Source organism: Cupriavidus sp. IDO (assembly GCF_000812465.1).
Lineage (GTDB): Bacteria > Pseudomonadota > Gammaproteobacteria > Burkholderiales > Burkholderiaceae > Cupriavidus.
In genome coordinates, this window is sequence record NZ_JWMA01000020.1 from 1 (window position 1) to 21,705 (window position 21,705).

Annotated in this window: 21 protein-coding genes and 2 pseudogenes; 9 read left to right on the forward strand and 14 right to left on the reverse strand. The window is 58.7% G+C overall.

Annotation, left to right across the window (positions count from 1 at the left end):
* Nucleotides 1-102 precede the first annotated feature (102 nt).
* Both RM96_RS06965 and RM96_RS06970 read left to right on the forward strand, forming a co-directional pair.
* Complete coding sequence (locus RM96_RS06965; protein WP_152624054.1) at nucleotides 103-753, forward strand: hypothetical protein; 651 nt, start codon at nucleotides 103-105, stop codon at nucleotides 751-753.
* A 254-nt stretch (nucleotides 754-1,007) separates the two neighbouring features.
* Complete coding sequence (locus tag RM96_RS06970; protein WP_039009184.1) at nucleotides 1,008-1,298, forward strand: YHS domain-containing protein; 291 nt, start codon at nucleotides 1,008-1,010, stop codon at nucleotides 1,296-1,298.
* A gap of 319 nt (nucleotides 1,299-1,617) precedes the next feature.
* On the opposite strand, the gene RM96_RS06975 is transcribed toward RM96_RS06970, so the two are convergent.
* From RM96_RS06975 to RM96_RS06995, 5 genes are all read right to left on the reverse strand, one after another.
* Entirely contained in the window at nucleotides 1,618-2,451 is an 834-nt protein-coding gene (locus RM96_RS06975) for an alpha/beta hydrolase (RefSeq protein ID WP_152624055.1), read from the reverse strand.
* Nucleotides 2,452-2,752: 301 nt separating this feature from the next.
* Complete coding sequence (locus RM96_RS06980) at nucleotides 2,753-4,033, reverse strand: MgtC/SapB family protein (RefSeq protein ID WP_039009189.1); 1,281 nt, start codon at nucleotides 4,031-4,033, stop codon at nucleotides 2,753-2,755.
* A gap of 50 nt (nucleotides 4,034-4,083) precedes the next feature.
* Nucleotides 4,084-4,590, reverse strand: coding sequence for a TPM domain-containing protein (locus RM96_RS06985; RefSeq protein WP_193752406.1), 507 nt, complete (start codon nucleotides 4,588-4,590; stop codon nucleotides 4,084-4,086).
* A complete protein-coding gene (locus tag RM96_RS06990; RefSeq protein ID WP_039009191.1) occupies nucleotides 4,584-5,429 on the reverse strand; it encodes a TPM domain-containing protein in 846 nt (281 codons plus the stop codon). Before RM96_RS06990 ends, RM96_RS06985 begins: the two co-directional genes overlap by 7 nt.
* Nucleotides 5,426-6,016 carry a LemA family protein gene (locus RM96_RS06995; RefSeq protein WP_238587120.1) on the reverse strand — a complete coding sequence of 197 codons (591 nt, stop codon included), beginning with the start codon at nucleotides 6,014-6,016 and terminating at the stop codon, nucleotides 5,426-5,428. The genes RM96_RS06990 and RM96_RS06995 overlap by 4 nt, the downstream gene beginning before the upstream one ends.
* 341 nt (nucleotides 6,017-6,357) lie before the next feature.
* Here RM96_RS06995 and RM96_RS07000 point away from each other — a divergent pair.
* From RM96_RS07000 to ppk2, 7 genes and pseudogenes are all read left to right on the forward strand, one after another.
* Nucleotides 6,358-7,520: pseudogene (locus RM96_RS07000) on the forward strand (methionine adenosyltransferase).
* A gap of 348 nt (nucleotides 7,521-7,868) precedes the next feature.
* Nucleotides 7,869-8,255 (forward strand): annotated as a pseudogene (locus tag RM96_RS39830) (YHS domain-containing protein); the annotation flags it as partial.
* A gap of 41 nt (nucleotides 8,256-8,296) precedes the next feature.
* The gene (locus tag RM96_RS07010; RefSeq protein ID WP_039009195.1) at nucleotides 8,297-8,563 is read left to right on the forward strand and encodes a DUF2933 domain-containing protein; all 267 of its coding nucleotides are present in this window, start codon (nucleotides 8,297-8,299) and stop codon (nucleotides 8,561-8,563) included.
* Nucleotides 8,563-9,228, forward strand: a complete 666-nt coding sequence (locus tag RM96_RS07015; RefSeq protein ID WP_039009198.1) for a methyltransferase family protein — start codon at nucleotides 8,563-8,565, stop codon at nucleotides 9,226-9,228. Before RM96_RS07010 ends, RM96_RS07015 begins: the two co-directional genes overlap by 1 nt.
* Before the next feature lie 36 nt (nucleotides 9,229-9,264).
* Complete coding sequence (locus RM96_RS07020; protein ID WP_039009200.1) at nucleotides 9,265-9,531, forward strand: DUF5676 family membrane protein; 267 nt, start codon at nucleotides 9,265-9,267, stop codon at nucleotides 9,529-9,531.
* 176 nt (nucleotides 9,532-9,707) lie between these two features.
* Nucleotides 9,708-11,648: an ATP-dependent zinc metalloprotease FtsH gene (gene ftsH, locus RM96_RS07025; protein ID WP_039009201.1), complete on the forward strand. Its 1,941-nt coding sequence runs from the start codon at nucleotides 9,708-9,710 to the stop codon at nucleotides 11,646-11,648.
* Complete coding sequence (gene ppk2 / locus RM96_RS07030; RefSeq protein ID WP_039009204.1) at nucleotides 11,629-12,432, forward strand: polyphosphate kinase 2; 804 nt, start codon at nucleotides 11,629-11,631, stop codon at nucleotides 12,430-12,432. The genes ftsH and ppk2 overlap by 20 nt, the downstream gene beginning before the upstream one ends.
* A gap of 195 nt (nucleotides 12,433-12,627) precedes the next feature.
* Here the strand turns inward: ppk2 and RM96_RS07035 are convergent, their stop codons facing one another.
* The 9 genes from RM96_RS07035 to RM96_RS07075 form a co-directional block, all read right to left on the reverse strand.
* Nucleotides 12,628-14,988, reverse strand: a complete 2,361-nt coding sequence (locus RM96_RS07035) for a heavy metal translocating P-type ATPase (protein WP_039009208.1) — start codon at nucleotides 14,986-14,988, stop codon at nucleotides 12,628-12,630.
* Nucleotides 14,989-15,489: 501 nt separating this feature from the next.
* Nucleotides 15,490-16,431: a copper resistance D family protein gene (locus RM96_RS07040; protein WP_039009210.1), complete on the reverse strand. Its 942-nt coding sequence runs from the start codon at nucleotides 16,429-16,431 to the stop codon at nucleotides 15,490-15,492.
* The gene (locus RM96_RS07045) at nucleotides 16,431-16,802 is read right to left on the reverse strand and encodes a copper resistance CopC family protein (protein WP_039009212.1); all 372 of its coding nucleotides are present in this window, start codon (nucleotides 16,800-16,802) and stop codon (nucleotides 16,431-16,433) included. Before RM96_RS07045 ends, RM96_RS07040 begins: the two co-directional genes overlap by 1 nt.
* Before the next feature lie 71 nt (nucleotides 16,803-16,873).
* Nucleotides 16,874-17,227, reverse strand: a complete 354-nt coding sequence (locus tag RM96_RS07050) for a copper-binding protein (RefSeq protein WP_039009214.1) — start codon at nucleotides 17,225-17,227, stop codon at nucleotides 16,874-16,876.
* 61 nt (nucleotides 17,228-17,288) lie between these two features.
* Nucleotides 17,289-18,587, reverse strand: coding sequence for a multicopper oxidase family protein (locus tag RM96_RS07055; RefSeq protein WP_039009216.1), 1,299 nt, complete (start codon nucleotides 18,585-18,587; stop codon nucleotides 17,289-17,291).
* 2 nt (nucleotides 18,588-18,589) lie between these two features.
* Nucleotides 18,590-19,981 carry a TolC family protein gene (locus RM96_RS07060; protein ID WP_039009218.1) on the reverse strand — a complete coding sequence of 464 codons (1,392 nt, stop codon included), beginning with the start codon at nucleotides 19,979-19,981 and terminating at the stop codon, nucleotides 18,590-18,592.
* A gap of 53 nt (nucleotides 19,982-20,034) precedes the next feature.
* Complete coding sequence (locus tag RM96_RS36245; protein ID WP_052279353.1) at nucleotides 20,035-20,439, reverse strand: hypothetical protein; 405 nt, start codon at nucleotides 20,437-20,439, stop codon at nucleotides 20,035-20,037.
* A 102-nt stretch (nucleotides 20,440-20,541) separates the two neighbouring features.
* Nucleotides 20,542-20,961 (reverse strand): hypothetical protein, encoded by a 420-nt coding sequence (locus RM96_RS07070; RefSeq protein ID WP_039009220.1) that lies wholly within the window; start codon nucleotides 20,959-20,961, stop codon nucleotides 20,542-20,544.
* A 175-nt stretch (nucleotides 20,962-21,136) separates the two neighbouring features.
* Nucleotides 21,137-21,631 carry a hypothetical protein gene (locus RM96_RS07075; protein ID WP_238587118.1) on the reverse strand — a complete coding sequence of 165 codons (495 nt, stop codon included), beginning with the start codon at nucleotides 21,629-21,631 and terminating at the stop codon, nucleotides 21,137-21,139.
* Between the last annotated feature and the right edge of the window lie 74 nt (nucleotides 21,632-21,705).

Genomic DNA, 21,705 nt, shown 5'->3' on the forward strand with positions numbered 1-21,705 from the left:
CCGCCGCCACACTGGGCCTACACCGCCCCATCACAAGGAGAAAACCCATCGACATAAAATTCAAATGCAGATCTGTCCGATGAAACGGGGCAACCCCAGAATGTGAATAGCGAAGTCGACTTTAATGCAGGCGTGATGCGCATCGCATCGCATTTGCAGGGACGCCACTTGGTGATTGCGTTCATGAAGCGCCTCATTGCCGTCATTCACTACTCCCACGGGCTTGATGACGCTTCAGCGGAGGAGCACTATACACACAGCTTTGCCACCGGTCTTATGGAGTTTGTTCGACGAAACCCGCAGGCCTGGCACTGGCTGAATGCCATGCTTTCTCAACACTTTTCGAAGGGACAGCGGTTCGACCGAATCTGCCAGCAGGCGCCGACATCTTCGCTTTCATTGCCGGTGCGCATGACCATTTGGCACCGAGTGATACGACTCAGTGTATTGCCTGCCAAAGCTGCTGGCCGAGCCGGCGTCTGGGGCTACTACCTATACGCTGACCAATGGGTACACCTGCATGAGCAACTGCGAGGCGAGCACTTTGCAGTCATTTTTTGGCACGAACTGACGCACGCTTTCCATCACGCTGCCGGCATGCAGGACCGGGAAACGCGCCGCCGGTTCGTCAACGCCCAGGCGAGTGCCTGGCTCGAATTCGTCTCGAAGAACCCCGGCGCTTGGAAATGGTTTGTGAGCCTGGCCACCCACGAGAAGGTGCTTGGAGCCGTGCAATTGGAAGCCAGCGCATAGCTTGCCCCCTCGGAAGGCACGCTCGAACCGGGGTGCGATGTGCTTTCCGCCCTAAAGCTCGACGCATTGAAAATCAAAATTCCCCGCCAGCGCGCGACATGGCGCGAGGTGCGAGTACATGGTGAACGGCGACCTCACGAACCTTTCCCTTATGGCGCCCGCGACCTGGCGGTAGCATACTGTCAACGTCCTACTCGACATCCCTTACCTGACCGCATGGCAGCTGCCTACTTCCCTGACGAGGAGGCCTAACCATGGACTGGCTCTCACAGAATCTCTCATGGCTCCTGCTTGGCGGGCTGGCCGTCATCGCCCTAATAGCGTGGCAGCGATTCATAAATCGCCGAACCAATCGAGAGAGCGTGCAGCGCCGCCATACAACGCAGGAGTACAGTCCTACTGCCCGCGACCCCGTCACAGGGAAGAAGGTCGACGTTGCACACGCCATCACGGCAAATTTTGAAGGTCGGACATACTTCTTCGAATCTGAAGCTTCGCGCACGATTTTTAAGCAAGACCCCGCGCGATATGTGTACCGGCATTAGCGCCACGACGGCTGCAAGACGACACCTTCTTTGGCGCCCTCTGCCGGGTTCTCCATCTTAAACTTTGGAACACTCCTCCCCGAAGGAGCGCCATTTCGCACTGATTGCCAACCTTGCTGTCTTCCTGGCCCAGAAGCTAGACGCCACAAGCCCCGGAAAGCGCCATGCCATAAGCTCTCAACAACACTCCACCAGGGCCATTGGCGCCACCGCTCAGCTCGCCATAGACTAGCGTTCCGTTTCTTGGCGTATCGTGGTTTTTCCTCGCTCGCCGTCAAGGAAGCTATGACTCACCTGAAGGCCGTTCAACCTGAAGAGCCTATCGAGGCGTGACGCGCAGCAGCAGGTCCCAGTTCTGCTCTGTAAGGCCAAACACCCATGTGTTGTGTGTGGCCTGTGGCAGCACAAGTAGGCTGGACGGCCCTTGGCTGGCGAGCTGCTTGTGGAGTGTTAGCCCCGCTTGAGGGCCAATCAACTCGTCTTGACCAGCTACCAATACCGAGGAAGGCCCGTGATAATTTTTAAGCGCGGCGCTGGAATCAAAGGGAGACTTCAATATCAGGCTAACTGGAACAAACCACATTTTTTGAGCCGCTGTCTCTCGCAGACTGGTGAACGGCGTGATGAGCACTAGGTTGTCAACGCTCTCAGGCATGGCAGCAACAATTTGCGCCGCCACGCCACTCCCCAAGGACTCGCCAACCAGCGTCACGCGACCAGGCCAACGCCGGGAAATCTCTTGCATCAAAGTTATCGCAGAGGGAACAATGGTGGCCTGTGATGGCTTTCCCGGGTTGGGGCCATACCCCGGATACTCTGCCAGCACAAGGCGGTACCCACGATTGTTGAAAACCCTGGCTAGGCTGAGCCGCTCAAAGGCATCGCCGTCGTTTCCATGAAAGAAGACTGCTGTTTTCGTCGACGCGTCAACGACGGGAGGCTCCACCACAATCGCGTTCACGCCTGGAATAATCTGGGCCTCAGCATGCACGGCCAATTCCCGCCACAGTGACGGCTCGGTTGTTATCGGGAAGTAGATGAAGTGGTCTTGGCGCACATACATCCACGCCAGCATCAGGCAATAGGCCAGCACAGCAATGCGCAGAGTGTTTTTTAAGGGCAGCCGAACGAGCATAAGAAGAGTCTTTGCCAACGTGATGTTGTCCAATATAGCAAGGACATCCCCCAAGAATTGCTCGCTTTTCGTGAATCCTCTGGTACCGGCGCCGGCGCTACGGCAGTTATGAAGGTCGAACCCTAGCGTCTGCTGCCGCACGTATCGGCAACCGTCCCCGGGCTTTCGAGCATTGGCTCACAGCGGGCCCGCATTGTCGGTCGGCTAGCAGGGTCGCCAACACGAAGAGTTCCGGGCACTTGCCTTGCCGTGCCGGGCCTTCGCGCCGTCACTCGCGGGGAGACCACGCCCGCGCTTGGGTGCAATGTTGTCTTCCATACTAGAGAAGATAGATGATGAGCACGAGGGTAAGGCCGCCAGCCACCATAGCGATGGCATAGCCTTTGCACACAGTTCGTCCGACCTGCTGGCCTCCCATAACCCAGGCAATCGATGCCTTGGTAATCATGTTGGCCAGGACTGCGAGACTTATTGCGGTAATTGCGGTCACGGTCGCGAGCTCTCCCGCGCTGTGAATTCGCGCCAGGGATATCACGATTGCGTCAACATCGGCCAGGCCCGAAGCCGCCGAGAGGACGTAAATGCCACCAGCACCCAGCCACTGTTTGGCAGCGGGCACCAAGACTGCGACGACGGCGAGGAAGACGCCAAATCCCAGGGCTGTCCCCAAATCAAAGGGCGCCATGGGAGCAATCTCTGCCTCACTGGAGGGCGTCCCGGAGAATTGCTGCCATTGCAGAAACGCCAGTCCGAGCAGGACAGCACCGGTCACGAGCAGAGCACCGCCAAACGTCACTAGGAGGATGGGTTGGATTACGCCAAGCAAAACGGCCATTCGAAAGAACATCACACCGCAGGCACCCAGGGCCCCAGCTGCGCATGCCCCTTCCAACGAGGGTTGAAGTCGCGCGAAGCGAGCCAGGGCCAACGTCGCGGCGGTGGAAGACGCTAGACCTCCCAAGAGACCTGTCCACAAGATGCCCCGTTGCGCCCCTGTGATGCGCATCGCCACGTGCCCAACCATTGACAGGCTGGCAATCAGTATCACCGCCCACCATAGTTGGTACGGGTTCAATGCATGGTAGGGCCCCAACCCGACGCTCGGGAGATTGGGCAGAATGACCACGGAGAGCACCAGCAGTTGCAGTGCCGCCGTTAGTTCGCGATGCTCAATCAGCCGCAGCCAGCCGTGCAATGTCGGCTTCATGTCCAGGAGCACTGCCGCTATCACGGCTGCACCAAGAGACAGGGCGATGGAACCGCGCGCCGCATAGGCGCCTAGCACCAATGTCAAGAGCATCGCCACAGCACTCGTTGCGCTGAGGTTGCCCGAGGATTTGGCGATATGGGTGTACGACACGGCGAGCAGTATCGAAATACCCAGCAATCCCCCGAGCAATGGCCACGCGCCAAATTGCGGAAACAGGTTGCCAAGAACCCCGCCCAATAGGCCCGTCAGGGCAAATGTACGTAGGCCGGCAACGCGTCCCCCCTCTGGCAGTTCGCGCTCATGCCATCCGCGCTCCAAGCCAATCAGCAGGCCAACGGTTAGTGCTGCCACCAAGCTGATAGCTTCGTGGGGTATTCCGAGAGGGTTCAAGTTCGCTCCTCCCCTGCGAGAGTTCCATCTGCACTATCGGTTCGGCTAACTCACAGAATCACTGGCTTGTCCTGCAGTTCATTCTCGCCACGCTCGCGGATGGGGAAATGCCTCTCAAGATGTTCGCCGATGGCCCATATGCCTGCGATGACACCACGTTGATACTCGGCGAGGCGGAACGCCGCCTCCATCTGTCGGCAAATGGAGTCCCACTCTTGTTGCGGGACCCTCGCGTGGATGCCACGGTCAGCAACTATCTCAACGCTCCGGTCTGCCAGCAACAGGTAAATCAGAACACCATTGTTGTGTTCCGTATCCCAGACACGCATCTGAGAGAAGACCTCGACAGCTCGGTCACGCGCCGATATCCCCGTGAATAGGCTCGACAAACTCAGCGCGCCCTCCACAACAAAGCAAAGTTGTCCGATATGGCTGGATTCGCTCGCCACAATGGCTTGTTCGACTGCCCTCAGCGCATCCTCTGGGAAGGCACGCCTTACCCGCCAGTGCGTCATCAACAGATGTCTCACGATGCGTTTGACGTTTTCCATCACCATCTACCCGAAGCGCCGCCGCCGCCAAAGCCGCCACCGCCACCCCCGAATCCACCCCGTCCGGACCCGCCACCGAAACCGCCACGACCGCCAATACCTCTCCAGCCCATGTGTGAGCCGCCGAACAGCGTAAAGAAGAGCGCGATAGCGCCTGCCATAAATCCGACCGCAAGGGCACCCGATAGCAGCCAACCGATGATTCCGACTGCACCGCCAGCGGCCACCGCCCCCGGGCCTCGGCCCAGGAAAGAGCGCAACAGCCCGCCCAGCACCACCGTGAGCACAAGGATGACCGGCATGAGCTGGCGTACTGGGTCGCGCTCCCCCCTTTCACGCCGTGGTGCTGGCAAGGGCTCTCCGTTGATAACACCCATGATGCGTTCGACACCGGCTGTCACGCCGCCATAGAAGTCGCCCTGCTTGAATCGGGGAACGATGTCGTCGCTGATGATGCGTTTGCTCATGGCATCGGTTAGGACGCCTTCGAGACCATAGCCGACCTCGATACGCATCGTTCGGTCGTCCTTTGCAATGATGAGCAGGGCTCCGTCATCCGCTCCCTTACGCCCCAATTTCCATTTCTCAACCACGCGAATCGAGTACTGCTCAATCGCTTCGGGTTGCGTAGTGGGAACCATAAGAACCGCAACCTGGCTCCCTTTTTCAGCCTCGAATGCTTGCAGCTTTTGCTCCAGGGTTGCCACTTGCTCGCTGGTAAGCGTGCCGGTCAGGTCGGTCACGCGCGCTGTCAGGGAAGGCACTGCAACGTCGGCAGCAGCGCCCAGAGACACAAAGGTTAGAAAGGTAAGGAACAAGCCTCTTGCGGCCGACAGCCATTTCACTTGGCACCCCCAGGCGCGCTGGCCGGAGCGGCGCCGAATTCAACTCCTGGTGGCTTGGCAATCGTCGCTTCGCTAGCGACCGTGAAATTGGGCTTCTCCTTGTAACCAAAAACCATTGCCGTTAGGTTGGAGGGAATCGTGCGGACCGTCACGTTGTAGGCCTGCACAGATTGGATGTACCGGTTTCTCGCGACGGTTATCCGATTCTCGGTACCCTCGAGTTGGGACTGCAAATCCCTGAAGCCCGCGTCGGCCTTCAACTGCGGATAGTTCTCGGAAACCGCCAGAAGCCTAGACAAGGTCCCCGACAACTGCTGCTGTGCGGCCTGGAATTGGGCGAATGCCTTCGGGTCGTTCAGAGTCTCGGGCGTGACCTGCATGGCGCCAACACGCGCCCGAGCCTCCGTCACCTGCGTCAGGACTTCACGCTCATGGCTGGCGTAACCCTTCACAGTGTTCACCAGGTTAGGGACCAAGTCAGCACGGCGTTGGTACTGGTTCACCACTTCCGACCAGCTTGCCTTGACCTGCTCATCCTGGGTCTGAATCGTGTTGTACCCACACCCTGTGAGGCTGACTGCAAGCATCGCTGCAAAAAGCAACCATAGTCTGCGCACAAAACACCTCCGTAGCTCTGCAGTCCCAAATGCAAACCGCATGGGCCCAATAATCCGCCAAAAGGCCTGCCCCAAAATCGGGTTCTCAGCATTTACTGTAGGTGACGTGGACGACAGCTTTATTGATTTCTCTCAAGGACGATGGGCCGGGCGCGTCAAGCTGCCTGCAGTGCCCGTATCCGACGTTGCCCCTCAGAGTGAGCGCATCAATAGTCACATTTCTCTGACTTTCGCCAAAACAGGTCCTTGGCCATTGGTTCGAAAGCGATGCCTAGAATGTCTGCATGCCGACCGCGTGAAGGAGATTTGTGATGCCGACCACGGAGAACATTGCGTTGGCCATCTCGAGCGTGCCGTCGCGGCCGAGAGAGCAAACCGAGATGTGCGAGCACAAGGGCATCGGACATCCCGATAGCCTTTGTGATGGGGCTGTCGAAGCTGCGGCTCGCGCCTTGTGTCGTGCCTACCTCGAAGCCTATGGAGCAGTCCAGCACTTCAATCTAGACAAGGCGCTACTCATCGGCGGCATGAGCGCGCCAAGGCTCGGCGGCGGCAAGTGCTGCGCCCAATGCGATTGATAGTGTCCGGCCCAGTTACCGAACTTCCTTCGTCCCGGGCCATTCGCGAGTACTTGGCAACGTCCTTGGGCGGTATTGGCAATGACATCCGCATTGAGCCAGTTCTGCGCCCCTCAGCCCCAAACCTCCGGCGAGTGACTGACTCCGCGTCTCTCCCACTGTCCAATGACACATCCTTTGGCGTTGGCTATGCGCCACACTCACCGCTTGAAAGAGCGGTGCTGTTGGCTGCGGACCTCCTGCGCTCGCGTGCCGATAGGGGGATGTTTGAGGCAGCGGGACTCGATTACAAGGTGATGGGGAGTCGGCTGGATGAGCATCAGCGCCTCACCATTGCGATGGCGTTTGTGGACCGATGTGTGCGCGGCGTCGATGAGTATTTCACGCTCAAGCAGGAAATTGGGTCATATCTAGCCGAGCGCATCGGCATTGAGTGTGAGATTGCAATCAATACCCTCGATAACCGTGATGCCAGCGACGAAAGCGGGATTTACCTGACCGTCACCGGCTTAAGCGCTGAGCATGGCGATGACGGCCAGGTCGGCCGGGGGAACCGGGTCAATGGCCTGATTACCCCCTATCGGCCAATGTCGCTGGAGGCGGCAGCGGGCAAGAATCCAGCTTCGCACGTTGGCAAGCTCTACAACGTGCTTGCCCACCAGTTAGCAACGCATATTCAAGCAAGCGTCGATGGCGCGGATGAAGTCATCGTCCGGCTTCTCTCCGGAATCGGACGCCCCGTTAACCAGCCCCAACTGGTTGCCATCGATGTCGTGGCCGAGCGCGGCCTCTCGAGCGCCCAGGAGCAGCAAATTCGTGAACTTGCCACGCAAAAACTGGTGGAGCTTCCTGCGTTGGTCAATGAACTCGTCCTCGGCACGGTAGCGGTCTTCTAGGCCCCAAAATGGGGAGCACAGGAATCGCGGCGCCGGCATCGGCTGGCCGACCGGCTTCAGCAGCTTTCCGGCACATGCGTCGTGCGGCGTTCTACACGCATCCCCCAAGCCGGCGCCCGCAGCGTCCCCGGCTGTCCCATGGACCCTTGATTGAAATCAAGGGGCAAATCGACGGGTCACGCAGAATAAGAACGCAAGTTACGCGTTGCAGGTCCTCCTAATCGCCCCAAAGGAGAGGATGGAATGCCGACCAGGTCCGCTTACAGCGTTACCGACGCCCAGAACGTCCCAACGACCGCCGAGGCCCCCGCCGCCGCTCAGCACCTAGTGCGTGACCCAGTCTTTGGCATGGAGATTTCCCCACGAAAGGCCCCTGCCAGCGCGGAAGTCGACCAGAAGCGGTGTTGGCTCTGCTCCTCACACTGTGAGCAGGCTTACCTTGCCAACCCGGCGAAATACATCCCTCACGCCGTTGCTAGACGTGACTCGGCTGTGCCCTCGAGTAGTGCTGCTCCGCCGGTCGGCGCTCCTACCCCTGCGGCGGCGACGCCTGCTTCCAGCGCCGCCAAGCAACTCGCCAAGGACCCCATCTGCGGAATGATGGTGGGCAAGGCTACGGCCCTGTCTGCTGAGCGTGGCAACCGCAAGTATTACTTCTGCAGCGAGAGCTGCCTTCGGGCCTTCGAGTCGCGAGAGAGCGAGTTGAAAGCCATGAAGACACGCGTGACGATTGCCCCCAACACCTTTCCCTAGTGTTCTCTATATCGGAGGAAAGTATGAATCACGACCACCACAATCATGAGCAACCAGATGACGCACGACGAACCGTGTCGAGGTCCAAGCTGGTCATGATTGGCTTTCTCCTGGTGATTGGCTACTTCCTGTGGACTGAACACCGGGCACACGTCATTCAGGTCCTGCCGTTCCTTCTGTTGGCCGCTTGCCCCCTCATGCACATCTTCATGCACGGTGGACATGGACACGGCCACGGTCACGGACGGGATGAGGCCACCAAGGACATGAACACCAAAGGAGAGCGATGATGCAACACGAAGCACAATCCGGCTACGGTCTGTGGTCGCTAGTCATTATTAACTCCGCCGTCTTCATCATCTTCGCCTTCAGCTTCACCAAGCCGAAGACCCAGCGCGACTGGCGCTCCTTCGGAGCCTTCTCGGCGTTCATTGTGGCGCTCTTTACGGAGATGTATGGCATTCCCCTGTCTATCTATCTCCTGCTACCGTGGCTTTCGGCGAAGTTCCCGGGTATCGATTTTCTGTCCCACGATGCCGGTCATCTTCCGGAGATGATTTTCGGTTGGCGCGGTAACCCACACTTGGGGCCATTTCACCTCGCGAGCGACATCCTGATTTTTGGCGGCTTCATCATGCTGTCTGCCGCCTGGCGGGTGCTGTATCTGGCCCAGCAGCAGCACCGCCTCGCTACCACCGGGCTCTACGCCCGTATGAGACACCCCCAGTATGTCGCCTTCGTCCTGATTATGTTCGGCTTCCTGCTGCAATGGCCAACGATAGTCACTCTGTTGATGTTCCCCATCCTGGTCTGGATGTATGTTCGGCTGGCCAAGGCGGAGGAGCAGGACGCATTGGCCGAGTTCGGGCAGGAATATGAGGAATATCGCCGAAAGACACCAGCGTTCATTCCGCACATCTCAGGCGGAGATTTTCCTCGGACGCGTCCTCATTGAACTCAATCGTAATCTTCCCTGCATGCGGAGGCTGACATGAAGCCCTTCAAAACCGGTGTGACGCTATCTGCCACGGTCGTGCTCTTCTACGCTCTATGCACGCTCGTATGGATGGCACTTCCTGAGTCTTTCATGAACTTCATGAACGCGCTCTTTCACGGGCTCGACTTCCGGCGCCTTCAGACGGGCCAACCGTTTTCCTGGTGGTCCATCATCTACCCGGCCTTCGTGTTTGCAGTCTGGTTCTTCGCTGCCGGTGCATTCTTTGCATGGTTACACAACAGCCTCCGGGAAGAAACCTGACGCCCAGGAATCGGGACTACCTTTTGACTACAAGGCGTAGCGCCACAGGCCCTTTGCATGTAGCCGAGTCATTCGTCCCAATTGAACGAGCTCGTGTTGTCCGGACCGGCGACCGGCTGCGAATGGTAGTGGCCGTCGAATCTTCTTGCTGTTACCCGACAAATTGAAAGGTCTCCATGGAACCGCGTCAGCAGCAGTTTTCCCTATGGTATGTGCTCCTGGCAGTCTCGGTGATGCTCATCCTCCAGAGCGTCCTGTTCTCGCCCCATGTCGAGACGCTGCCGTACAGCGACTTCAAGGTCCTGCTCAAGGCCGGCAAGCTCAAGGACATCACGCTCGGAGAAGGAGCCATCACCGGTACGCTCAGCACCGTTGGCGTTGAGACTCTGCTCCCCAAGCAACAGGTCGAAGAGATGTCGCGCCAGGGCAAGGGGGATCACCCGTTCTCCACGCTCCGTGTCAATGACCCTAATCTGGTGCAGGACCTTGAAGCAGCCAAGGTGCGCTTCGTTGGCCAGCCCGACAACAAGTGGATTGGCGCGCTGCTGTCTTGGGTGGTTCCTGCATTGCTCTTCTTTGTCGTCTGGAGCTTCCTTATCAAGCGGGTGGGCGGAGCCGCCGGCGGAATGATGGAGATTGGCAAGAGCAAAGCCAAGGTCTATATGCAGAAAGAAACCGGCGTGACGTTTGCAGACGTCGCGGGCATCGACGAGGCAAAGGAAGAGCTGTCCGAAATCGTCAACTTCCTGAAAGACCCTCAGCGCTATCGGCGCCTGGGTGGAAAGATTCCCAAGGGCGTGTTGCTTCTCGGTGCGCCGGGAACTGGCAAGACACTGCTGGCGAAGGCTGTCGCTGGCGAGGCTGGCGTTCCATTCTTCAGCATGAGCGGCTCGGAATTCGTCGAGATGTTTGTCGGCGTGGGGGCGGCGCGGGTGCGCGACCTGTTCAACCAGGCCGAGACCAAGGCGCCCTGCATCATCTTCATCGACGAGCTTGATGCACTGGGCAAGACCCGAGCGCTCAACGCGGTGTCCGGAAACGACGAACGCGAGCAGACGCTGAATCAGTTGCTAGTCCAGATGGATGGCTTTGATACCAACAAAGGCGTCATCATCATGGCCGCGACCAACCGCCCGGAGATTCTCGACCCGGCGCTACTTCGCCCGGGTCGATTCGACCGTCACATTGCTCTGGACCGCCCGGACCTGAAGGGCCGGGAGCAAATCCTGAAGGTGCATAGCAAAAACGTCACTCTGGCACCGGGGGTTGAGCTGACCAAGCTAGCCGCCCGAACCCCGGGGTTCGCCGGGGCTGACCTTGCCAATCTCGTCAATGAGGCCGCGCTGCTGGCGGCACGCAAGGGCAAGGACGCGGTCGACATGGCCGACTTCGACGAGGCGTTGGACCGCATCATTGGCGGCCTGGAAAAGAAGAATCGCGTGATGAATGCGCAGGAGAAGGAGACCATCGCCTACCACGAAGCGGGTCACGCCATTGTGGCGGAATCGCGACCACGCGCCGACCGCGTGTCGAAGGTCTCCATCATTCCGCGTGGTGTGGCCGCCCTCGGCTATACCCAGCAGACACCCACAGAGGACCGCTATCTGCTGAAGCAGAGTGAACTGCTTGACCGGCTCGATGTGCTGCTCGGCGGGCGGATGGCCGAGCAACTTGTCTTTGGCGACGTTTCGACAGGCGCACAGAATGACCTGCAACGCGCAACGGATATGGCTCGCCAGATGATTACGCAGTTCGGCATGAGCGAGCAGCTTGGACTCGCTACTTACGAGAACATGCCGAACCCGCTCTTTACCGGACCAGGACTGATGCCTCGGGACCACAGGGAATACAGCGAGAGTACCGCGCAAATCATTGACGCAGAAGTCCGGAAGATTCTGGACGACGCGAGCCAGCGGGTGAAGCAGACACTGCTGGCAAACCGGCACAAGCTAGACGCGCTGGCAAAGCTACTGCTCGAGCAGGAGGTAGTAGACCGACCTGCCCTAGAGTTGCTGCTCTCCGAAAAAGTTACCTCGCTTACACCCGGCAAGCCCCACCCAGCCACGCCCGATGCGCCCGATTCACGGAAGGTGAACCATGAAAATGAAGGCAAGTAGCAAGGGTGCCCCATCCGAGGTAAGCGCCATCTCCCATGAGACCTATGAGGAGAATCTCCACCAGCTTCAAATCGAGCTGGTCAAACTACAGAAGCACTTCATTTCCTGCAGCGACCGGATTCTGGTGATTTTTGAGGGAAGGGATGCGTCTGGGAAGGATGGGACCATCAAGCGCATTGTTGAACATCTGAGCCCGCGTGAAACGCGCGTCGTCGCGCTTGGGAAGCCTTCCGACCGCGACCGAGGCTCCTGGTACTTCCGCCGCTATACGGCCGAGCTGCCTGCGGCCGGCGAGTTCACCCTTTTCAATCGCAGTTGGTACAACCGAGCCGGTGTGGAACATGTGATGGGCTTCTGCACCGAGGACGAGCATGAAGAGTTCATGGCGAGCGTCCCAGAGTTCGAAAGGATGCTCGTGCGTTCCGGAATTCGCCTTATCAAGTACTACCTCGACATCGGCAAGGCCGAACAGAAGAAGCGCATCGAAGAGCGTCACCGGGACCCGCTGAAGCAGTGGAAAGTCAGCCCCATTGACGAACAAGCGGTATCGCTTTGGAAGAAATACAGCAAGGCACGGAACGAAATGTTTGCTCGGACCAGCGACATCGTGCCATGGAACGTCGTGCGCGCCGACGACAAGCGTGTCGCGCGCCTCAGTGTAATCAAGGATTTGCTGACCCGTCTTCACTATGCGCACAAGGACACTGAGCTGATTCGCCCCAATCCGGAAGTTGTGTTTCCTTATGCAGAAGAACATCTGCTGAGCGGGGCGATTGCGAAATGAGTCGGTAGCCCAGCATGAAGCTGCGAACTGCGAGGACGGATGAGATGAAGACCAGCATCATTGAAGTTGGAGGCCTGCTGTCCGTTCTCAGCGCGAAGAGTTCAGCACTATGCTAACGCAAGCACTGCAAGCTAGCCGCTTACGAATACGCGACGCAGGAGCCGGTGCGGGTTAGCCCGCACCGGCACACTTGCATTAAATCTTCGCCTTCCTCAGTCGCAATGCATTCGAGACTACCGAGGCAGAACTGAGGCTCATCGCCAGTGCAGCAATCATGGGGGATAGCAACCAGCCTGTAGACGCATACAACACCCCTGCGGCCAGCGGCACGCCCAAGGCGTTGTAGACAAAAGCGAAACCGAGGTTCTGCTTCATGTTCCAGATTGTCGCCTTGGACAACTCCCGTGCACGGGCTATGCCGCGCAGGTCCCCCTTGACGAGCGTCACTTGAGCACTATTCATGGCGACATCGGTACCCGTCCCCATGGCAATCCCCACGTCCGCTTTGGCCAGCGCCGGCGCGTCGTTGATACCATCGCCCGCCATCGCAACGACCCGCCCCTCCTGCTGAAACTTCGACACGAGGGCAAGCTTGTCGGCAGGCTTCACTTCGCCATGGAACTCGTCAATACCCAACTTCGCTGCCACGGCCTTCGCCGTCACAACGCCATCTCCTGTTGCCATCACAACGCGGATGCCTTCTTCCCTGAGCCTGGCAAGCGCGTCCGGCGTCGTGGCCTTCACGGGGTCCGAAACGGCTAGGATTCCTGCAAGCGTCCCGTCGACGGCGAGATACATGACACTGGCACCCTGAGCGCGCAGCACGTCACCATCTCCAGCCAGAGAGGCGGTCGCAATGCCTTCAGCCTCCATCAATGCCCTGTTGCCGAGCGCAAGCTTCCTGCCCCCAACAACGCCTCGCACCCCGATGCCAGTGCCCGATTCGAAGTTCTCTGCCTTTTCGAGCGCCAGGTTTCGCTGGCGAGCCGCCTCGACAATGGTGGTAGCGAGAGGATGCTCGCTGCCCTGGTCCAGGCTTGCCGCCAGTCGGAGAACTTCGTCTTCCGTGAAACCATTTGTGCCCATGCCGCGCTCGAACGCCGGACGTCCCTCCGTCAGGGTACCGGTCTTGTCGATAATCAGCGTATCCACCTTCCGTAAGTTCTCAATCGCTGCGGCATCACGGAACAGAACGCCGTTCGACGCGCCTTTCCCACTCGCCACCATAATGGACATCGGTGTAGCGAGTCCGAGAGCACACGGACAAGCAATGATGAGGACGGCAACAGCATTTATGAGGCCGAATACCCAGCTGGGTTCAGGCCCAAATAGGCCCCAAGCGAAGAAGGTAAGGAGCGCGATACCAATCACAGCCAGGACGAACACCCCTGCGACTTTGTCAGCCATCCGCTGCATCGGTGCCTTCGAGCGTTGCGCTTGCGCGACCATCTGCACGATTTGTGACAGCACCGTCTGCGAACCCACTTTCTCGGATTTGATAACAAAGCTGCCGGAAGTGTTCATCGTTGCGCCAATGACACGGTCTCCGGCGCGCTTGGTGACAGGGATAGGCTCGCCAGTAATCATCGACTCATCCACAGAGCTGCTGCCTTCCGTCACGACACCGTCCACTGGTACCTTTTCGCCCGGCCTGACGCGGAGAATATCGCCGACATGAACGTGGGTCAGTGGCACATCTTCCTCAGCCCCGTCCGGCCCTATGCGTCGTGCGGTTTTCGGTGCCAACCCGAGCAATGACTTGATAGCGGCTGATGTTTGGGAGCGCGCCTTGAGTTCAAGTAGCTGACCAAGCAGTGTGAGAGAAATAATGACGGCAGCCGCCTCGAAGTACACGCCGATTCGGCCGTGAGCGGCGAAAGCCTCCGGAAAAACGCCAGGCGCTACGGTAGCGACGACGCTATAGACATACGCTGCACCTGTGCCAAGCCCAATCAGAGTCCACATATTTGGGCTGCGATTGACGACCGACTGCACGCAGCGATGGAAGAACGGCCAGCCTGCCCAGAGTACGACAGGCGTGGAAATGACCAATTCCACCCAACTCTGGACGGGCGCTTCCATCCAGCCTAAGCGGTGCCCGAACATAGCCAGGACGAGGACTACCAGCGTAAGGGGAAGGGTCCACCAGAACCGATGACGAAAATCTACGAGCTCCGGATTCTCCTCTTCGTCGAGCCCAGGCATGAGGGGCTCCAGCGTCATGCCGCATATAGGGCAGTTTCCGGGATGGTCCTGCCGAATCTCCGGATGCATGGGGCACGTGTAAATGGTGCCATCCGCAGCGGGGTCTACAGGCTGCTCTGCCGACGACCGGACATACTTGAGAGGGTCGGTCTGGAACTTCTTTTGACAAGATTCGCTGCAGAAGAAATACGGCCTTCCCTCATACTCGGCATGGAATCTAGAATCCGCCGAGACAGACATACCACATACCGGGTCCTTAAGCTCGCCTGCCGTTGCGGGTAGCGCGCCGTGCGTGTGACCATGGTGACCACCATGCTCGTCGTGGGTAGGAGCTGAAGGATGCGTTCCCATAGAGAGGGAGCTCCTGTGCTCGCCACTTTGGTGGCCGGAGCCATGTGAATGTCGTTCGCTGCTGTTCCCGCTCATACCAACTTGCTCCTACTTAGTCATTGCGTTGCACACCAACTGAATCGCTTGTCGCCTTGGCCCTCTGACGCCTATCTTTGTCTGCCGTGTCCACCATGGAAAAGTGCACATCTGATACAACAACACTAGCGCAAAGGGAAAACTAGGTCGCAACGTGATTCGAATGTTGAATGCCAAGGATGATGGCCATGGACGACATCGTCTGCCGCCCACATACTTCCAAGATAAGCTTTCCCATAGTAGGAAGGTCAAGCGCGGTCGACAGCAGACATTGATAATTGTCAAGAAAAGCCCGGTGGGGCATAGGCCCGTCGGCTTCTGGCTTGAGTTACTTCTGAACCTGGAGCGTCGTTACTCCCCCACTACCGTGACTACCGTTCCCGTGGCGGTGCCATAATCCCGCCTGCCCAATTGACACACAATTACTCATGACGTTCCTGGCAGCGGGCTCGCTGCGAGCACTGCTGCAACGACCAATACCCCCGCGAGCACCCAGGACTCCACGTATAGAACGGTGGTGAAGCGCTTGATGTATCGAGCAGACCACGACGACTGGCTTTGCAGCGATGCCAGCAAGCGAGGCATTTCAAAGAACCGGTTGTGTCCCCCGAGGACCGCTGCAGCCATCACGAGACCAAGCTTCAGCACTAGCAGCTGGCCGTACGGCGAGTCGAGCAAGTTGCCCGGCGTGCCGACTCCCCGCCACCCGTTATAGGCTCCGGTGACAAACAGCGCTACGAGCGCATACGTGGCCGTATCCGATAGCGATTGAATGAACGACGCACTGTTTTGGTGGTCGCTCTCGGGAGCCTCGGTCATTCTCGGCGTCACCATAAAAGCTGCGACCCACACGATGCCAACCCAAGCGCTGATGGCCAGAAGGTGAACCCAGTCTGCCCAAACGGGTGGGCTGAACGCTCCGGCGTCCACCGGATGGCCGGCATGGCTTCGGCTCAGTGCAAAGCCAGCAAGCGCAAGCCACAGGGTCGGCCGAAGGCCAAAGCCGTTTCCATTCCACGGGAAGAACGAAACGATAGCGACGCAAAGCATCAGGGCAGCGCCGATGGCCCAAGCTTGGCCGAAGTCGGTTTCCGCCAGCATCGAGCGCACCGCCGGTCCGGCGTCAATCAGAGAGGATTCGCTCATCAGCGCGCAATGTATCCAGAAGGCAAGTACGCTGGATAGGAGCGTAATGATTGCCCCCGCTCTGAATGCCTGCGCCAACCTTTTGCTGGCGCCTGCTTGCCAGGGAGACGGGTAGCGGGCTAGCCAACGCTCGCTCAACAAGATACCGACGAGCACCGCAAAACTTAGGTTCTGCAATGCCGTCAGCGCAAGGCGCAGGATGCCAAGAAAACCGTCATTCATCACTTCACCGCGAACTTGTAGTCGCCCTTGACCTTGTGTCCGTCATGCGTCATGACGGTCCAACGAACAGCGTAGGAACCCGACGATAATTTCGGGACAGGTACCGTCAGCACACGTGAATTCGCCGAGTCGACTTTGGCTTTCTCCTTGCTAACCACTGTGCCACTGGCGTCGGCAACGCTCGCATTGCTGAACGCCGGCTCCAGGTCCTCGTTGAACGTCAGTCGGAGCGGACCCACCGGCGCATCCACCGTGCTACCTGCTGCCGGGTCTGAGCCCTCAAGCTTGCCGTGCGCGAGGGCGATGACAGGAGTAAGTCCGATGGCAACGGTGGTTACCATGCCAATCAGCGTCTTCTGGATTTGTTTCATTTGTACTTGTCTACTATTGTTTCTGGGAATAATTGCAGCGTTCGGCGTACGGCCGAACACTTCGAAGCCGTTTACTGCACCTGAAGCCTGGTAACAGTCAGGGCGCCGTTCAAATCCTCGGCAACAAAGTCAATCTTGTCGCCAACCTTCACTTGCGAAATCATTGCGGGGTCCTTGACCCTGAACACCATCGTCATCGCATCCATCCCGAGGTTTTCCAGCGGACCGTGCTTGATAGTGAGCTTCCCCGTGGAAGCATCGACCTTCTTGACCTCTCCGTGCGACATGCTCGCGGCGGTCGAGCTTGACTTGTGAGCAGAGCTCCCGCTCATGTCCATGTTGCTCATGTCGCCTGCTGCGGCAAATGCGGGTACAGAGCTCGCCAGTGCCAAGCCAATAACCATCGATGCAAATCCCTTCTTCATCACTGTTACTCCAATAGTTGAAACGATAGACGCGAGCCGGATGTGCTCCGGCCCAAGGAAATCAGTTCCCGGGCAGTTCGCCGGTGTATTCGTAGGAGACGGTTCCCTTCCGATGCTTGTATGGACCTGGGTCCTTGTAGTCATTACGAGCAAGGCCGTCACGAATCTTCACAACGGTGAACATGCCACCCATCTCAATGGGCCCGAACTGGCCTTGGCCGCTCATCATCGGCAGGGTGTTATCGGGCAGAGGCATTTCCATTCCGCCCATATCGGCCATCCCCGCCTCGCCCATGGCCATGTACTCCGGGACTAGCTTGTTCATCTTCTTCGCGAGGTCCTTCTGTTTGACGCCAATCATGGTGGGCACCTGGTGGCCCATCGCATTCATGGTGTGATGCGACTTATGGCAGTGGAAGGCCCAATCCCCCGGATTGTTTGCAATGAACTCGAAGGCGCGCATCTGGCCCACTGCCACGTCTACCGTGACTTCCGGCCACCGGGCGGACTTTGGCACCCACCCGCCGTCGGTACACGTCACCTCAAAATCGTGCCCGTGTATGTGAATCGGGTGGTTGGTCATCGTGAGGTTCCCCATACGGATACGGACGCGGTCACCGAGGCGAACTGGCAGCGGGTCGATACCTGGGAACACACGGCTATTCCACGTCCACATATTGAAGTCCGTCATCTCAGACACGCGCGGCGTATATGAGCCCGGGTCAATGTCATACGCGGACATCAAGAACACGAAGTCGCGGTCGACTCGCATATAGGACTGGTCTTTCGGATGTACGACGATGAACCCCATCATGCCCATCGCCATCTGCACCATTTCGTCCGAGTGGGGGTGGTACATGAACGTACCGGATTTACCCATCACGAACTCATAGACGAAGGTCTTTCCAGGCTTGATATGCGGCTGTGACAACCCTCCCACGCCGTCCATGCCTGCAGGCAGGATGACACCGTGCCAGTGAACCGTGGTGTGCTCGGGAAGCTTGTTGGTCACGAAGATACGGACCTTGTCCCCTTCCACGCACTCGATGGTGGGGCCAGGACTCTGCCCGTTATAGCCCCACAGATGCGCCTTCATGCCGGGAGCGAATTCGCGCTCCACCGGCTCCGCAATCAGGTGGAACTCCTTCCAGCCGTTGCGCATGCGCCATGGCAAGGTCCAGCCGTTCAGGGTAACGACCGGGTTGTATGGACGCCCTGAGGCCGGCGCGAGGGGTGGTTGCGTGGAAGCTCCGGTTTGCAGAGGCGCTTCGGGCAGCGATGCCGCACTGGCTTTGGAGACCACGGCGGCGCCGAGCATGACGGCGCCAGAGCCTTGCAGGAATTGTCGACGGGAAACCATGATTACTTTCCTTTTCCGTTCGGCACGGTCATCTGTTTGTCCGGTAGCGCGGCAGCCGCATCGGCTTGCGCGGGGAGCGCGCCGCCAAGTGAAAGCTGAAGGTCCGTCTCAGCCACCCAATAGTCGCGAAGACTCTCGATGTAGGTATTGACCCCATCCACCTGCGCACGCGTTTCGACCAGAAGCTCAAACACGCTAGCCAACATCCCGTTGTAGCGCAGCATCATTTCGTCAACGATGACCTTGCGCACCGGCACGACTTCATCGCGGTAGTGCCTGGCGATGTCATAACTGGTCTGGTAGCTCGCATATGACTCGCGAACTTCCGAGCGCGCATTGATTGCGGTCTGGGCAAGTTGGTTCACAGCGAGCATGTAGACTGCTTCGGCACGGGCTACACGGGCGGTTCCCCAGTCAAACAGCGGAATCTGTACGCTGATTTCATAACCTATTTCGGCTGGCGAATTCGTCGCACTATTGCGCAGGTAACCCACGTCCAGGACGTTGATAAAGCGTGTGGCCTTCGTCAGTCCGAGCGACGAAGCGACGCTCTGGGTCTGCAGCTTGCCGGCTTGAATATCGAGGCGGTTCTGCATCGCGTAGCCTTCAAGTTCACCAAGTTCTGGCCGTTCCTTTGGCAGGTCCGGCAATCGGTCTGGCAGCGTGAGATTCGCGCCGGTGCCCCACAATCCAATGGCACGAATGAGCTTTTCCCGGTCGGAGATGGCTTGACGCCTGGCCCGCGCAAGCGCCCCGGCGGTATCGGCGTAGAAGGCCTGTTCGCGCGCCAGGTCCAGCTTGTTGAAGTTGCCGGCAGCCGCTAAGCGCTTGGCAAATTCCGCCCCGGCTTCAGCGCTTTCCTTCACTTGCTCGGCATACAGCGCAAACTGCTGTGCCGCGACGGCGTTGATATACGCTTTGCGCGCTTCGGCTGCGACTTTCACGGTCTCATTGGCAACCAATAGCTTCGTCTGCTCGTAGCGCTTGCCTTCAATCTGGGAAATGAAGGGCAAAGTCAGAACGTTAAAAAAGGCGAGAGTAAAGGTCCGCTCAATCGACAGGTCGCTTCCTGCATGCTTGCGGCTGAAAGTAAAACCAGGATTAGGCAAGCGGCTAGCCTGCACATAATCGGCTTCGGAAATACCAAGCTCAGCATAAGTCGACTGCAGGCCACGGTTGTTGAGCAACGCCAGCTGCACTGCGCTGTCCATCGTCAAGGGCTGCGCGAGGAGCTCCTGCGAACGCTTGTAGACGCTGTCCTGGTCCTGCTCCGACTTGACCCAAGCGACGTCTTTACCGAGGCGGTCCTTCGCGACGGAGGAGACGGCATCGAAGCCGCCATCCTTCGAGAACGAGGCACAACCACCCAGGAGCACAGCGACGGCCAATGCCATGGCGCCATTCCTCAGGGCTTGAATTCCTCTAACTGGCATTCGGAGTCCCCGCATCACATCTTGTGGTTGGTGTGGTCGGCATTTCCGCTCGGCGCCGGACTCGGCTTACCTTCAGGAAGCGATTTATCCACTGGACTCATCGGCATCGCGTGCCCAGGCGTCGGAGCGGCAGGCGACGATGCCCCGGGCATCTTCATCGTGCCCATGTCATGCTTCATACCGCCTGCCGCGCCGTGAGCCATTCCAGCCATGCCGTCGGCGGAAACGGCCGCATTGGTGTCCTTCCAGGGCGCCACCTTCGGGTCTTTGTATGGGATGTATTCCTCAAAGGTGCGAGGCACTGTGAGGGTGGTGGTTGGAGCGTTCGGGTCAAGCGGGTCCGGTCGAGGCGTCGACGCCTGCGCAAATACGGAAGCCCAGACAACCGCCAGGCTGGCGCCTGCCAGCATGCGTGTCATAGACATGTCAAACCTTACGAATGGAAAGCTTGGAGTGTCGCGTTAGCCACTATTGTGGCAACGCCCGGTGCGTGCGCCCAAAAAATGGACGCACCTAGGGCATCAAACGACCGAGGCAGGCGGACGCTGGAGCGCGTCCGAGATATGACTGGCGAATGCTTCCGTCAGGCCAGAAGGAGCCTGAGCTGGCGCATTGTCGAGGTGAACAAAAAGCGGGGTAGCGTAGGGGACGACCGAGCAAAGCGAACAAGCGGCGCAGCCTGGGCACGCATGACCTGCATGCTTGCCCGATTTACCAAGCTGCTTCGCGTCGGCGGCACTCACATGCTCCAAGCAATGGTCGTCGTCGCCATCTGACGATACTGTAACGACGCCCTCTTGGCCGGTATCAAACTTGGCCTGTACACCTGTGCTGTAAGACAGCGCCGCGCCCTTCATCATCAACGTGGCCGCAGTCACCCCTTGCAGCGGCACGGCAGCAATCAGAAGCAACAGCAGGAGTCGGGCGAAGAGTCGAAGCATCGGGGGGCGCAAGCAGCCTTGTGGCTGTGGACTCGTAGTTTAGCGAACGTGCGCCGGCATTCCAATAGGAATCGTTCGCAACACGCCACTTTTGTGGGACAGTCAATATAAAACTTGACCCTCCCACTGTGGGAGGGTGTGGGCCTCTGCTGCGAACCGGCTTGCTACTTACTCATCATGCCGCCGCCCATCGGCTGGCCCATCCCAGCCCCATTCCACCGCCCATCCCCTGGTAGTCCATCATCGACTGCATCATTTCCTGCATCAGGGCCACATGCTGCTCCGTCATCTCATTGCACATGCCCGCTTGAGCGGTCGTCACCTTGCTCGTACCCTTTCGTGAGCGCGTTCCAGCGGGCCTGGGCATTCCGCTGGTCCTGTGCACGGTAGCCATAGCTTCCCGCATGACCTTTGCCCGTTCGGCCATGAGCGCTTGCCGCTCTTCCGGAGTATTAGCCCGCGACAAGCGTTCCCGGATTGCGCGCAGATGGGCAATCTGGGCGTCAAGGTCAGGGTTTCCTTGAGGTGCCGCAGCCGGCGACTCAGGACGCTCCGGGTCATGGTGTTTCTCGTGGGCGGCGTCTTTGGCAGGCGATGCTGAGAAAACCAATGGAGTCCAGACCACGGCGGCGAGCGTAACAAGGAGAGAAGCGCACCGATTCTTCGCCATGATGATATTCCTTTGCTGGTTAGGATTAGGCTGATTCGCCGTTTAACAAAGGTACGATATTGCTCTCGAGAGGA